This is a genomic window from Enterococcus sp. 2201sp1_2201st1_C11_2201SCRN_220225 (genome assembly GCF_040925905.1).
Classification (GTDB): domain Bacteria; phylum Bacillota; class Bacilli; order Lactobacillales; family Enterococcaceae; genus Enterococcus_C; species Enterococcus_C asini_A.
The window spans coordinates 1-13730 of record NZ_JBCOJC010000056.1 but is presented as its reverse complement, the minus strand read 5'-3'; the positions used below and the strand labels follow the sequence as shown (position 1 = coordinate 13730).

At 40.9% G+C, this 13730-nt stretch carries 11 protein-coding genes; 8 read left to right on the top strand and 3 right to left on the bottom strand.

Features of this window, described 5'->3' with window-relative positions:
• Together AB5754_RS11895 and AB5754_RS11890 are read left to right on the top strand one after the other, a co-directional pair.
• The coding region (locus AB5754_RS11895; RefSeq protein ID WP_368259614.1) for an ABC transporter permease at nucleotides 1-633 on the top strand (633 nt) is incomplete at its 5' end.
• A 129-nt stretch (nucleotides 634-762) separates the two neighbouring features.
• Entirely contained in the window at nucleotides 763-2916 is a 2154-nt protein-coding gene (locus tag AB5754_RS11890) for a heavy metal translocating P-type ATPase (protein WP_368250851.1), read from the top strand.
• Between the two features lie 60 nt (nucleotides 2917-2976).
• Here AB5754_RS11890 and AB5754_RS11885 read toward each other — a convergent pair whose 3' ends face one another.
• A complete protein-coding gene (locus AB5754_RS11885; protein ID WP_311833143.1) occupies nucleotides 2977-3132 on the bottom strand; it encodes a hypothetical protein in 156 nt (51 codons plus the stop codon).
• A gap of 64 nt (nucleotides 3133-3196) precedes the next feature.
• On the bottom strand, nucleotides 3197-3802 hold the full coding sequence (locus AB5754_RS11880) for a TetR/AcrR family transcriptional regulator (protein WP_368250850.1): 606 nt from the start codon (nucleotides 3800-3802) through the stop codon (nucleotides 3197-3199).
• Nucleotides 3803-3968: 166 nt separating this feature from the next.
• Between AB5754_RS11880 and AB5754_RS11875 the strand changes: the two genes are divergently transcribed.
• The 3 genes from AB5754_RS11875 (at nucleotide 3969) to AB5754_RS11865 (ending at nucleotide 11013) form a co-directional block, all read left to right on the top strand.
• Nucleotides 3969-8213, top strand: coding sequence for an acyl-CoA dehydratase activase-related protein (locus tag AB5754_RS11875; RefSeq protein WP_368259613.1), 4245 nt, complete (start codon nucleotides 3969-3971; stop codon nucleotides 8211-8213).
• 180 nt (nucleotides 8214-8393) lie between these two features.
• Nucleotides 8394-9101 carry a GntR family transcriptional regulator gene (locus AB5754_RS11870; RefSeq protein ID WP_368250846.1) on the top strand — a complete coding sequence of 236 codons (708 nt, stop codon included), beginning with the start codon at nucleotides 8394-8396 and terminating at the stop codon, nucleotides 9099-9101.
• A gap of 451 nt (nucleotides 9102-9552) precedes the next feature.
• The gene (locus AB5754_RS11865) at nucleotides 9553-11013 is read left to right on the top strand and encodes a peptide MFS transporter (RefSeq protein ID WP_368250845.1); all 1461 of its coding nucleotides are present in this window, start codon (nucleotides 9553-9555) and stop codon (nucleotides 11011-11013) included.
• Between the two features lie 63 nt (nucleotides 11014-11076).
• On the opposite strand, the gene AB5754_RS11860 is transcribed toward AB5754_RS11865, so the two are convergent.
• Nucleotides 11077-11706: a YigZ family protein gene (locus tag AB5754_RS11860; RefSeq protein ID WP_368250843.1), complete on the bottom strand. Its 630-nt coding sequence runs from the start codon at nucleotides 11704-11706 to the stop codon at nucleotides 11077-11079.
• Between the two features lie 110 nt (nucleotides 11707-11816).
• Here AB5754_RS11860 and AB5754_RS11855 point away from each other — a divergent pair, with 110 nt between their 5' ends.
• The 3 genes from AB5754_RS11855 to AB5754_RS11845 all read left to right on the top strand — a co-directional run.
• Entirely contained in the window at nucleotides 11817-12104 is a 288-nt protein-coding gene (locus AB5754_RS11855) for a hypothetical protein (protein WP_311833149.1), read from the top strand.
• Nucleotides 12105-12197: 93 nt separating this feature from the next.
• Nucleotides 12198-12518, top strand: coding sequence for a PTS sugar transporter subunit IIB (locus tag AB5754_RS11850; RefSeq protein ID WP_311833150.1), 321 nt, complete (start codon nucleotides 12198-12200; stop codon nucleotides 12516-12518).
• Between the two features lie 100 nt (nucleotides 12519-12618).
• Nucleotides 12619-13730 (top strand): DEAD/DEAH box helicase (locus tag AB5754_RS11845; protein WP_368259612.1); only part of this gene is annotated, 1112 nt, incomplete at its 3' end.

The following is a 13730-nucleotide window of genomic DNA, read 5'->3' as shown; positions in this document are numbered from 1 at the left end:
ATACTAGCCTTACCAGATCTAGTTGCTCGCAATTTAGGGGATCATTTACAAGCCAGTCTTTGGCGCATTGGGGTTGGCATGGTTTTGTCGATTTTATTAGGCTTTGTTTTAGGATTATTGATTGCTAGCCTACCAAAATGGAAAAATTTTTTTGATCCTATTGTTTATTTGACTTATCCCATCCCTAAAATGGCTCTCTTGCCTATTGTGATGCTTTTAGGCGGGCTGGGGGATGGATCGAAAATCTTGATGATTATTTTAATTGTCACTCCTCAAGTTTTAGTGGCAGTACGGGATGCCATTGAAGAGATTCCTAAGCATTACTACGATGTTTACCGCATAATTGGGGCTAGTGCCAGTCTGCGTTTTACTAAGATTACATTGCCGGCTTGTTTACCAGCCATTTTTAGTACTTCCCGGGTCTCTCTTGGTACCGCCATTTCCATTTTATTTTTTACAGAAAATTATGGTACTGAGTTTGGCATGGGGTACTTTATTATGGATGCATGGTTGCGTATGGATTACCCGGCAATGTATGGAGGAATCTTAATCTTAAGCTTACTAGGGCTGATCCTTTTTGTAGCTTTGGATCTTTTGGCAACGAAAATTATGCCATGGCGTCAAACAGACTAAATTAAGAAATAAAAAGAAAATCGGTGGCCTGCTGATTTTCTTTTTATTTTAGTTGACATATGAATGGATACTCATGTATCATACAAATGAAGAGTAATTCATGTATTCAGTTTCAAAGGAGGGACAATCATGGAAAAAAATTATTATTTAAAAGGACTAGATTGTGCTAACTGTGCAGCCAAGATTGAAAGAGGCGTCAGAAAACTTAAAGGCGTAGAAGCGGCCAATGTTGATTTTATGAATCAAAAACTATCTGTTACTTGTAAAGAGGAAAATATCAATCAAGTGGAACAAGCCACCATTGCTAAAGTTGTTCAGCTGGAACCAGATGTAGAGGTTTTGCCGTTTGCGGCTGTCAAAACTCATGGTCATGAAAAACACGAGGGGTGCCAGGATTGCCATAACCACGAATCACAAAATGCAGAGTCACAAAAGAAACCCCAACCTTTGTCATTTGTAAAAGACAATTGGAACTTATTGCGGATTTTACTAACTGCACTAGCGCTGATTGCTTTATTAATCTGGCGACCTACAGGTGTTACTGCTGCCATCTGCTATATTATGGTCTATCTGGTAATCGGTGGGGATATTGTCAAACAAGCACTGGCTAATTTATTTCAAGGAGAACTTTTTGACGAGAATTTTTTGATGATGGTAGCTACAGTAGGAGCCCTTGCAATCGGAGAGTATCCAGAAGCCGTAGCGGTGATGTTCTTGTATCAAATTGGGGAATTTCTTCAAGATTACGCAGTGGATCGTTCCCGGAAAAACATTAAAGAACTGATGGATGTACGGCCGGACAGTGCTCGGATTTTAATTGCAGGAAAAGAAGAAATTGTCGCGCCAGAACAAGTGGCGGTAGGAAGTACTTTACTAGTCAATCCTGGAGAAAAAATACCTTTAGATGGGATTTTAAAAGACGGTCATAGCAGCTTGGATACTTCAGCTTTAACCGGCGAGTCTTTGCCAAAAGAAGTCACTGTGGGAGATGAAGTCTTAAGCGGTACCATTAACCAAGAGGGACGCTTGGTAATCGAAACAATACGAAACTATGGAGAATCCACTGTCTCTAAAATTTTAGAATTGGTGGAAAATGCCAGCAGTCAAAAAGCTCCTGCAGAAAAATTTATTACGAAGTTTGCTCGCTATTACACACCGGTTGTGGTGCTTTTAGCGGTGCTACTCGTGGCGATTCCTACGCTGTTTTTCGGTGACAATTTTCAAGAATGGCTCTACCGCGGGCTAACTTTCTTAGTGATTTCTTGTCCTTGTGCACTGGTGATTTCGGTACCCTTGAGCTTTTTTGCTGGTATCGGCGGGGCTAGTAAAGCAGGGATCTTGATTAAAGGCTCGAACCATTTGGAAACACTGGCCAAAGTGGACACAGTGGTCTTTGATAAAACCGGTACATTAACAGAAGGGAAGTTTGGCGTAGATGAAGTTTCTGGACCTTTAGGCAAAGAAAAAATTCTTGCTATTAGCGCTGCCTTAGAACAATATTCTAGCCATCCCATTGCGCAATCGGTATTAAACGCCTATGGAGAGAAGCCACTAGCTGTGGTGACAGAGGTCAAGGAAGTGGCTGGCCACGGCATTACTGGTGTGATTGGAGGTCAAAAAGCGGCGATTGGCAATCAAAAACTACTGCAGTCTTTGAACATTGCACTCCCTGAAACAAAAGCTGTGGGAACGGTCTTGTATTTGGCTGTGGCAGGAGAATATGCCGGACAATTAGTGATTAATGATCAAATCAAAGCAGATGCCAAAGAAACCATTCGCAAACTGGGGCAAAATGGAGTGAAGACCACCGTTATGTTGACCGGGGACAATGCTACGGTGGCTCAAGCAGTTGCCCAAAAACTAGGCCTAAGCCGTTTCTTTGCGGGATTACTGCCAGAAGACAAGGTATTTCATGTGGAAGAATTAACCAAAGAAGCCAAGGGAAAAGTAGCTTTTGTCGGGGATGGAATCAATGATGCGCCGGTACTAGTAACTGCTGATGTGGGGGTAGCCATGGGGGGCTTAGGCAGTGATGCCGCCATTGAAGCTGCTGATGTGGTAATTATGAATGACCAGCCTGTAAAACTAGTTCAAGCTATGAAAATTTCTCGGAAAACGTTGAAGATTGTCAAACAAAATATTATCTTTGCCCTAGCCGTGAAAAGCTTCGTGATGATACTAGGAACCTTTGGCATTGCTTCTATGGCTTTGGCGGTTTTTGCCGATGTGGGGGTGACCTTACTCGCTGTTTTAAATGCTTTACGGTGTTTGCGGGTAAAATAAAAAAGCAGGGGAAACTTGCTCATTAAAAAAATTCTCGGAGCATAAACTCCGAGAATTTTTTTAATGATTTTTTGATCGCCATTTAATATTGTGTTTTGTGGGGCGTAGTTTTTTTACGGCTACTCCTTTTTTGTCTAGGTTAACTGCATATTGGCTTTCTTTCATCCGATCCCGCAGGCCTTCTGCGGTTTCCCGAATCACTTCTGTCAATTTCATTTCCCTGACCTCCTTTTCTTTCATCCTATCTCACTGCCGAAATTCAAGCAACTAAAATGCCGTCTTACGCTTCAATCTCAAGACCTAAAATGGTTAAATGACCATTGCCAATGAGTTTAATCACCAGTTTTGCTAGAGCGTTGGGGGTCATGGTGGAATCCGCGGTTAACCACCAATGAAGCGTCCCAATAAAAATCGAAGTCATGTACTCAATGATAAAATCCATGGGCACTTCAATTTCGTTTTCAGTAATTTTTAAACGATTAAAAATATGAGCGTATTCCGCATCTAAAATATCCGCAATTTTTTTGCGTAACGTTTCCATGGCGGCTCCATCCATAATCGTCAAATAAAAGTGACGGTTCTTTTGGATATTTTGGTAAATATGAGTCAGCAACACTTCAATTTGTTTCACTTTCAGGCGGTTGCCTTGAACTAAATCCTTGGGGGAAAGGACGGAGGTAAAAGCCTCAATGGCAAAATCAAAAATGGTTTCGTATAAATCTTGTTTGTCTTTGTAATGGGCATAAAACGTGGCCCGGTTAATCATTGCACGTTCGGATATGTCTTGGACGGTGATTTGATCATAGCCTTTTTCTTCCACTAATTGAATAAACGCTTCAATGATCATTTTATTCGTCCGGCGTACCCGAAGATCGGTTTTTTTCATTTTTTTCCTCTTCTTTCCGACACAATCAGCTAAACTGTTGCTTATCTTACGTTTCTTTAGGGATTGTGTATTGTCAAAAGCTGGCGAAGTTATTAAAATGGTTGTGAGTATTATATCAAACGTTACGTAGGATATTCAACACAGTGTAGGAAAAAGGATGAATGAAATGAAATTACGAGCAGGGATCGATGTCGGTTCAACTACCGTCAAATTAGTGATTCTGGATGAAAACAATCAAACAATTTTTGCCAAGTATGAACGGCATTTTTCCGATGTGAAAACTGCCACAAAGAAAGTCTTCCATGAAGCGAAAGCGGTAGTCGGTGAGCAAAAACTAGCCTTGACCATTACCGGTTCTGGCGGCATGGGCTTAGCCGACGTACTGGGAATTCCTTTTGTCCAAGAAGTGATTGCTTGTACTCGAACGGTGGAAGAAATCATTCCCGAAACCGATGTCGTCATCGAACTTGGGGGAGAAGACGCGAAAATTACCTTTTTTGAAGGGGCCTTGGAACAACGGATGAACGGCAGTTGTGCCGGGGGAACCGGTGCTTTTATTGACCAAATGGCGGTTTTATTAAAAACCGACGCCAATGGGGTCAATGAACTAGCCAAAAACTACACTCAGCTTTATCCCATTGCTTCTCGTTGTGGTGTGTTTGCCAAAACCGATGTGCAACCTTTAATCAATGAAGGTGCGGCGAAAGAAGATATTGCGGCTAGTATTTTCCAAGCAGTAGTCAACCAAACCATCGCTGGTCTGGCTGCCGGGCGGAAGATTAAAGGGAATGTCGCCTTTTTAGGTGGGCCACTGTTCTTTATGTCTGAATTGCGCAAACGATTTATCGAAACCTTGGACATTAAACCGGAAAATGTCATCTTTCCAGAAAATCCCCAACTTTTTGTGGCCATGGGTGCGGCAATTTTTGCCGAAGATCAAGAAGAGCAGACTTTGACAGAACTCTTAATAGCTTTAGATCATGGGGATCAAAATAAACTAGCACCTAGTGATACTTTGGAACCTTTGTTTCACAATGAAGAGGAACTAGCGGATTTCCGTAGCCGTCATGCCAAAGCTTGTGCCCAAGAAAAAGACTTAGCCAGTCATCACGGCGCTACTTTTTTAGGAATTGATGCAGGTTCTACTACCACCAAAGTCATCTTAATGGATGATGCCTATCGTATTTTGTATTCTCATTATGGCAATAACGAAGGACAACCTTTGGAAACCACCATTGCGGTTTTAGAAGATTTGTATGACAAAATGCCAAAGGATACGTACATCGCCAAGTCGGCCATTACTGGATATGGAGAGCATTTGATTAAAAATGCTTTAAAAGTCGATATCGGTGAAGTGGAAACCATGGCTCATTACAAAGCGGCCGATCATTTTCAACCAGGGGTAGACTTTATTTTGGATATTGGTGGTCAAGATATGAAAGCTATGACCATTAAAGAAGGGGTCTTGTCTTCCATTCAGCTAAATGAGGCTTGTTCTTCTGGCTGTGGTTCTTTTATTGAAACCTTTGCCAAATCATTGAATTACGACGTGAAAGAATTCGCTTTGGAAGCGACGAAATCTCGTCAACCTGTGGATTTAGGTTCTCGTTGTACTGTCTTTATGAATTCCAAAGTGAAACAAGTCCAAAAAGAAGGAGCAACAGTGGCAGATATTTCTGCCGGGCTCTCTTATTCCGTTATTAAAAACGCCATTTACAAAGTCATTAAGATTCGTCGTCCCGAAGAACTAGGAGAAAAAATCGTCTGCCAAGGAGGGACCTTCTACAATGAGTCGGTTTTACGGGCCTTTGAGCAAATTAGTGGTCGAGAGGTAGTTCGTCCGTCGATTGCTGGTTTAATGGGAGCCTATGGAGCAGCCATTATTGCCTTAGAAAATAGTGAATTAGGGGAAGAAAGTACCATTTTATCCCGTGATGAATTAACCGAATTCTCCACGGAAAAGGAATTCACCCACTGTAATTTGTGTGAAAACAACTGCATGCTAACCGTCTCGATTTTTTCTGATGGCCGTCAATTTATTACCGGGAACCGTTGCGAAAAAGGTGCGCGGATTAAAATTGAACGAAAAGACCGTAAAGTCAATTTGGTGGATTACAAGTACAAACGCTTGTTTAAATACCGTTCTTTGAAAGAAAAAGATGCTCCTCGTGGGGTAGTGGGGATTCCTCGGGTTTTAAACATGTATGAAAACTATCCATTGTGGCATACTTTCTTTACGGATTTGGGCTTTAGAGTCCAATTGTCTCCTCGTTCCAATAAAGACTTGTATGAAAAAGGCATGGAGACTATTCCCAGTGATACTGCATGTTATCCAGCAAAAATTGCCCATGGGCATATCCAATCTTTAATTAACGATCAAGTACCATTGATTTTTTACCCTGGTGTGGTTTTTGAACGACAAGAGTCAGCGGAAGCAGACAATCATTTTAATTGTCCTATCGTGCAAAGCTATCCTGATGTCATTCGCAATAATGTGGATGAAATCAGAGAAGGCAAAGTGGATTATCGAAATCCGTTTATTAACCTTTCTGATGAAGCCTCAGTGGCAGAAGTTTTAGGCCGGACATTTCGTGATTTAGGGATTAGCCAAGAGGAAATCACCACGGCTTTACACCACGGCTATGAAGAACTAGAAGATTTTAAAGCCAAAATTCGCCAAAAAGGGGAAGAAACCCTAGCCATGCTGACTGAAAAAAATCAGCGGGGAGTTGTGGTTTCCGGGCGTCCTTATCATTTGGATCCGGAAATCAACCACGGGATTGCCGATGTGATTACTCAAGAAGGCTTCCATGTACTGACGGAAGATTCGATTTCTCATTTAGGCGATGTGGGCAATCTCCGGGTGGTCAATCAATGGGTTTATCATTCTCGTCTTTATGCGGCTGCGCGAGTGGTGGCAAAATCCAAACAATTGGAATTAGTTCAATTGAATTCCTTTGGTTGTGGTCTAGATGCAGTAACCACGGATCAAGTCGAAGAAATCATGGACCAATACGGTAAAATTTATACGGTGCTAAAAATTGATGAAGGGTCTAACCTAGGTGCGATTCGCATTCGCCTGCGTTCCTTAAAGGCGGCTGTAAATGAACGGGAAAAAGTCAACTTTATCCCAACCAAGCGCTATGAAGAACCAGAAAAGATTGTCTTCACTAAAGAAATGCGCAAACGCCATACCTTGTTAATGCCTATGCTTAGCCCGATTCACCAAGAAGGCTTAGTTGATTTGGCTCTAAAAGCTTCTGGATACGATGTGGTCTGTCTACCTGCTGAAGACAAAGAAGCCGTAAATGTCGGGTTAAAATACGTAAATAACGATGCTTGTTATCCGGCGATTATTTCCATTGGTCAATTGGTGGAAGCATTACAAAGTGGCAAGTATGATTTAAACAACACCAGTGTCATGATGACTCAAACCGGTGGCGGCTGTCGGGCAACTAACTACATTCCACTTTTACGTAAAGCGTTAAATGATGCCGGCTTTGCTCAAGTCCCAGTGGTTTCAGTCTCCATGGGGAATAAAGGGGTGGAACAAAATCCTGGCTTTAAATTCACCTTACCGATGTTAAAACGGATTGTAGTCGCCTTTTTATACGGCGATCTCTTTGAACGAGTGGTTTATCGTACCCGTCCTTATGAACTGAAAAAAGGGCAAATCGACGAGCTTCATGAAGACTGGTTGAAAAAAGTGGCCAAAAATGTGAAGAATGGTTCATTGACTCTCTTTAATCGGAATATGAAGGCCATCATTAAAGACTTTGATCAAGTTCCATTGTCTGATGAGCGCAAACCGAAAGTTGGGGTTGTAGGAGAAATTTTGGTGAAATACTCTCCAACCGCCAACAATGACATCGTGCGTTTGTTGGAAGCAGAAGGTGCTGAAGCGGTAGTACCTGATATTATCGGCTTCATGAACTACTCTTTATACAATCAAATTTGGAAGTACGAAAATCTAGGGATGGCGAAAAAGAGTAAAGTTCTAGCTGAATTGGCCATTCGCATTATTGAAATGGTAGAAAAACCAATGGATAAAGCATTGCGGGCCTCTACACGTTTTGAAGGCTTGCACTCCATTTATCAACTTGCTGAGGATGCCAGTCAAATTCTTTCGATTGGCAATCACACCGGGGAAGGTTGGTTCTTAACAGGAGAAATGATTGACTTATTGAAGACAGATGTCCACAACATTGTCTGCATGCAACCTTTTGGCTGTCTACCGAATCACGTGGTAGGAAAAGGCGTTATTAAAGAATTGCGCCATCAATATCCAAAAGCAAATATTGCGGCGATTGACTATGATCCAGGGGTTTCACTAGTCAACCAGTTGAACCGAATTCGTTTGATGATGGCCACGGCCAATAAAACATTAAAAGAAGAAATGGTGGAAGTTTGAACTGTACCAATTACGGCTTCTACCAAGGTTAAAAAATGAGACTGAAAAAAAGGAGCGGAAGTGCCTAGCTTCCGGCTTCTTTTTTTCCTTTTCTTTAAAGTTTATGGAATAATGTTTGCTAATAAGGTATATACCAGTTATAATCGCTATAAGAGAATTAGGATAAAGGAGCGGATACCCATGGCGGATAATTTGCCAATTTATATTCAGATACACGACCAAATTAAAAGTAAAATCGAAAGTGGTTTTTGGAAAATCGGGGATCGATTGCCTTCTGAGCGAGATCTTTCTTTGCAATTTGGGGTCAGTCGTATGACTTTGCGCCAAGCCATTCAAACCTTAGCCGATGAAGGAATTTTGGAGCGGAAAATCGGTTCGGGAACCTATGTGGCCCGCCAAAAAGTCCAAGAACGCATGTCAGGGACGACTAGTTTTACGGATATCATGCTTTCTCAAGGGCGCACACCTTCTAGTAAAGTCGTTTCTTATTTTTATACCGCGCCTAGCTCGTCAGAATTAGAAAAGTTGAAGCTAAAAGACGATGAGCAAATCTTGCGTATGGAGCGGATTCGTTACGCAGACGATATCCCGATTTGTTTTGAAGTGGCCAGTATTCCAGAGCGCTTAATCAAAGACTTTAGTAAAGGGGAGGTCACCACCTCACTTTACAAAACTTTAGCGGACAAAGGAGGGCACAAAATCGGCGGTGCCAACCAAACGATTTCTGCCATGTTGGCCTCTGAGCAAATTTCTGAATACCTTCAAGTAAAAAGAGGAGATGCTATTTTGCGTATGCGTCAAGTTTCTTACTTTGAAGAGGGCACTCCTTTTGAATATGTGCGCACTCAGTATGTGGGCAATCGTTTTGAATTTTATTTAGAAAAATAGCAAAAACAATGCTGGCAAAAAAGCTGGCATTGTTTTTTTTAGACGTGGCTTTGCGAACTAGCACCCTTCAAAATTAAGTCAAAACCGACACTTGATAATGAGCATCAAGTGTCGATGTCGCTTTTCTTATTGGAGAACATTTTTCTAAAAAAAGAAAAAAATTGTGTGAAAGCAAACAAGAATGCGCTGTATTTTTTACTTATTTGCCTAAAAAAATCAAAGTTCAATTTTTTTGAAATGAAAATTATTCTCATAAATAGAACAAGGAAGAACGCTGATTTTAAAATAACCCTCGATAAAAATAAAAAAATAGTAGTCTGGAAATTAAAGTCCTCTTGCATTCAAAACTAATATCTCAGTGAATTATTCTTGAACTTTGTGAATAACAGGAATAAACTAGCTAATGTGAATTTTCAGAAAAATTTCGTGTTGAAATTAGAGGAGTAGTATGATGGAAAAAGAAAAAACATTTATGGGACAGCCTAGAGGGTTATCTACTTTGTTCTTTACAGAAATGTGGGAACGATTCAGTTATTATGGTATGCGAGCAATTTTGCTTTATTATATGTACGATGCCGTGGTCAATGGCGGGCTAGGCCTTGAAAAAGCTACCGCAGTTGCCATTATGTCAATTTATGGTTCGTTAGTTTATATGTCCAGTATTGTAGGTGGTTGGATTTCTGACCGTTTGCTAGGCTCTCATAAAACCGTCTTTTTCGGTGGCGTTTTGATTATGTTTGGGCACATTGTTTTGGCAACGCCTTTTGGTCTGCCAGCCTTGTTTGTCTCCATGATCTTAATTGTCATCGGTACGGGGATGTTAAAATCCAATGTTTCAAGTATGGTAGGGCATTTATACAGCCCAAGTGATTTACGCCGAGATGCAGGTTTCTCCATTTTCTATATGGGGATTAACATCGGGAGTTTGATTGCGCCGATTATTGTCGGTGGCTTAGGGCAAAACGTCAACTATCATTTAGGTTTCTCCATTGCAGCTGTTGGGATGTTCTTTGGATTATTGCAATACCATTTCCAAGGAAAGAAAACATTACACAATATCGGCATGGAAGTGACGAATCCATTAGTCGGCAAAGAAAAGACAGCTTTCTTTAAACGTTTGGCTGTGGCAGTCGTCGTTGTAATTGTTTTATTTGGTGGAGCCGCTATCCTTGGTCAATTAACTGTGGATTTCTTCATCAACAGTATCAGTGTGTTGGGCATTTTACTGCCAGTTTATTATTTCACTTCCATGTTACGTTCTAAAGATGTAACTCCAGATGAAAAACAAAAAGTTCGGGCTTATATTCCATTGTTTCTTTCCGCGATTGTTTTCTGGTCTTTGGAAGAACAAGGCTCTTCTATTTTAGCCTTGTTTGCAGCGGAACGGACTCAATCTACTTTGTTTGGCGTTACCATTCCAGCTAGTATGTATCAAACATTAAATCCTTTGTTTGTTGTTTTGTTAACACCTGTTTTTGTTTGGTTATGGACGAAGCTAGGGAAAAAACAACCAACAACGGAAGTGAAATTTGCACTAGGTTTGATTTTTGCCGGATTATCTTTCGTCTTGTTAATGTTCCCAAGTTTTATCTTCGGGACAGAACAACGGGTGAGCCCAATGTGGTTAGTAGCGAGCTTCTTCATTATGATTGTGGGAGAAATGTGCTTGTCACCAGTCGGACTTTCCGTTACGACAAAACTAGCACCAAAAGCCTTTGAAGCGCAAACCATTGCCATTTGGTTGTTAGCTGATGCGTCTTCTCAAGCGATTAATGCCCAAATTGCCCGTTTTTACACCCCAAGTACAGAAGGCATGTACTTTGCTGTAGTCGGTGGTGTTGCAGTAGTAGCAGGAATCGTGCTTTATCTGATTCGTAAACCAATCCGCCACTTAATCGGTGAAATTCGTTAATAAAAAGTAAAAATCCTCTCAAAGCTAATGACTTTGGGAGGATTTTTTGAGTTAGTGAGGTGTCTAATTCAAAGGCACTTCATGATAGCCAATTTCACCTAAGCTAATGGTCACTTGGCCTTGTAGTAAGTCAATCATCTCCGCTTCAAAGTCAGGTACTTGTTCTTCATCCACAGCGCAAATTACCGTAACTTTATCGGTAAAAAGAGTGTCTTTGATCATTTTGTCATCAAGGCTGTTTTGTAGTTTGCCGATTAAAGAGTAGTCTATCTCTAGGAAAACTTCCTGTTGTGATTTACCGACGACTAAGCCTACTGCTTGCAAACCTTCAGAAACAGAGTGAGCATAGGCTCTAATCAAGCCGCCAGCTCCTAGCTTGATGCCTCCAAAATACCGAGTGACAACTGCACAGACATTGATTAGTTCGTTTTTCTTTAAGACTTCTAACATAGGAACCCCCGCAGTACCACTGGGTTCTCCATCATCACTAGAGCGCTGAATTTCACTGTTAGTCCCAATTAAATAGGCGCTACAGTTGTGGTTGGCTTTCCAGTGTTCTTTTTTTATACTTTGAATAAAAGCTTTGGCTTCTTCTTCAGTATTTACCCGTTTTAAATGACAGAGAAACCGGGATTTTTTGATTTCCCATTCCATACTTCCATCTGCTTTGATGGTTTTATAGTTTTTTGCCATGATCTCACCTCTTATTTAATTTTAGTATAGGGATTTATTTCACCCGGTGCAACGGCAATCACTTGTCAGCCCTAGGGAAAATTGGGATAATGGACAAAAGAGGTGAGTTTATGGCTCAGCGTAAAAAGAAATACGATATTATCACACAATATTTGAAAAAGAATAATGGGAGTCAAGTGACATTGACATTCACTCAATTTGATGAATTATTATTTCCCGCGAGCGGCTTGCCTAAAACCGCCCGTAGTCAAACCGATTGGTGGGCGAATGATCACAATAATCCCCAAAATGGAGCTTATGCTTGGTTAAATGCTGGCTATGAAGTAGTTCACGTGAATTTGGTCAAAGAATACGTGGTTTTTAACAAGCTGATCAAGAGCAATTGGCTGATTGATTAATAAAACAAATGGAACCGTTGACAAATATAACAGATAAACTATAATAAAGATGGGAACGAGGTATTATCCCATAAACTTTAAGGGGCGATTGAAATGGCAAAGAAAACAATTATGCTAGTATGTTCGGCTGGGATGAGTACCAGTCTATTAGTAACAAAAATGCAAAAAGCGGCGGAAGCACAAGGCTTAGATACTGATATCTTCGCGGTATCCGCTTCAGATGCAGATAATAATTTAGAAGCGAAACCTGTAGATGTTTTGCTTTTAGGCCCACAAGTACGCTTTATGAAAGGCGACTTTGAAAAACGCTTGGCTGGGAAAAACATTCCTTTGGACGTTATCAACATGGCGGACTACGGCATGATGAACGGGGAAAATGTTTTAAAACAAGCATTCTCTTTGATTGAAGGCTAATTACAAATTACAATTTTTAAGAAAAGACACTCATTATGGGTGTCTTTTTTTTGCCCTAAATACTACTGAGTGCGTATTTCTAAGATAAAGGGGGGATTTTGTGGAAGGAAAACAAGAGTTAGAAAAAATTGGAAACCATTTGCCAAAGTCAGGAAATCGCCGCTTAGGAATCGACTTTGTGAACGGTAGACCTCGTTGCCAACGGTGTGGTACCTGGATTCCAAACGACTGTCAGTTAGAAGTGGGAGGTTATTTTTGTCCTGGCTGTCTTTTTCTCGGTCGAATCACCCAAGAACATGAACTAGTTTGTTCCTATGAACCAATGGCTATTTCACCTCAAAAAGTCACCTGCACTTGGTCGGGGCAATTGACTGCAAAGCAACAGATTGTCGCAGATGAACTGACAACTTGTCTGACCCATAAGCAAAATGCTTTATTGTGGGCGGTGACCGGTTCTGGAAAGACGGAAATGCTGTTTCCTTTCATTACCCAAGCTTTAAGCCAAGGACTACAAGTCTGTTTTGCAACGCCAAGAATTGATGTCTGCAATGAAATTTTTCCCCGCTTAAAACAAGCTTTTGGGAAAACCGAGATATTATTACGTCATAGCCAGGGAGAAGAATGGCACTCTTTTCAACTTTTGGTGGCAACTACTCACCAATTATTGCATTTTTATCAAGCTTTTGATGTTTTAATAATTGATGAAAGTGATGCTTTTCCTTATGAGGGAGACCCAGTATTGTCTTTTGGGAGCCAACAAGCATTAAAGCAAACCGGTTGTCTCGTTCATGTCACGGCCACACCGAGTAAAGAGTTATTACACCGTTGTCAGCAAGAGAATTGGAAGGTTTTAACATTGTTTCAGCGGTACCATAAGCGCCCCTTAGTAGTGCCTGAATTGTATTTTTTGGAAGACTGGCCTCTTTTACCTCAACGTAAGCGAAAACTCAAAAAATTAGCTCGTCTGTGTCTAGAGTTGTTAAAGGATAACCAAGTCTTGCTTTTTTGTCCAGAGATTCCTTACTTGAAGGATTTGGAAAGAGCGTTAAAAGTAAGTTTACCTCAATTAAAGATTGCTTCAGTCTTTGCGGAAGATAAAAAGCGAGAAGAAAAGATTAAAAGAATGCGCCAAGGAAAATGGGATATTCTGTTGACCAGCACAGTATTGGAGCGAGGAGTGACTTTTGCCAGTGTTTCGGTGATTGTTCTGGG

Excerpts from the sequence above, each read along its gene's own strand:
- AB5754_RS11890 (WP_368250851.1), top strand. The coding sequence starts at position 763 with ATGGAAAAAAATTATTATTTAAAAGGACTAGATTGTGCTAACTGTGCA.
- AB5754_RS11885 (WP_311833143.1), bottom strand. The coding sequence starts at position 3,132 with ATGAAATTGACAGAAGTGATTCGGGAAACCGCAGAAGGCCTGCGGGAT.
- AB5754_RS11880 (WP_368250850.1), bottom strand. The coding sequence starts at position 3,802 with ATGAAAAAAACCGATCTTCGGGTACGCCGGACGAATAAAATGATCATT.
- AB5754_RS11875 (WP_368259613.1), top strand. The coding sequence starts at position 3,969 with ATGAAATTACGAGCAGGGATCGATGTCGGTTCAACTACCGTCAAATTA.
- AB5754_RS11870 (WP_368250846.1), top strand. The coding sequence starts at position 8,394 with ATGGCGGATAATTTGCCAATTTATATTCAGATACACGACCAAATTAAA.
- AB5754_RS11865 (WP_368250845.1), top strand. The coding sequence starts at position 9,553 with ATGGAAAAAGAAAAAACATTTATGGGACAGCCTAGAGGGTTATCTACT.
- AB5754_RS11860 (WP_368250843.1), bottom strand. The coding sequence starts at position 11,706 with ATGGCAAAAAACTATAAAACCATCAAAGCAGATGGAAGTATGGAATGG.
- AB5754_RS11855 (WP_311833149.1), top strand. The coding sequence starts at position 11,817 with ATGGCTCAGCGTAAAAAGAAATACGATATTATCACACAATATTTGAAA.
- AB5754_RS11850 (WP_311833150.1), top strand. The coding sequence starts at position 12,198 with ATGGCAAAGAAAACAATTATGCTAGTATGTTCGGCTGGGATGAGTACC.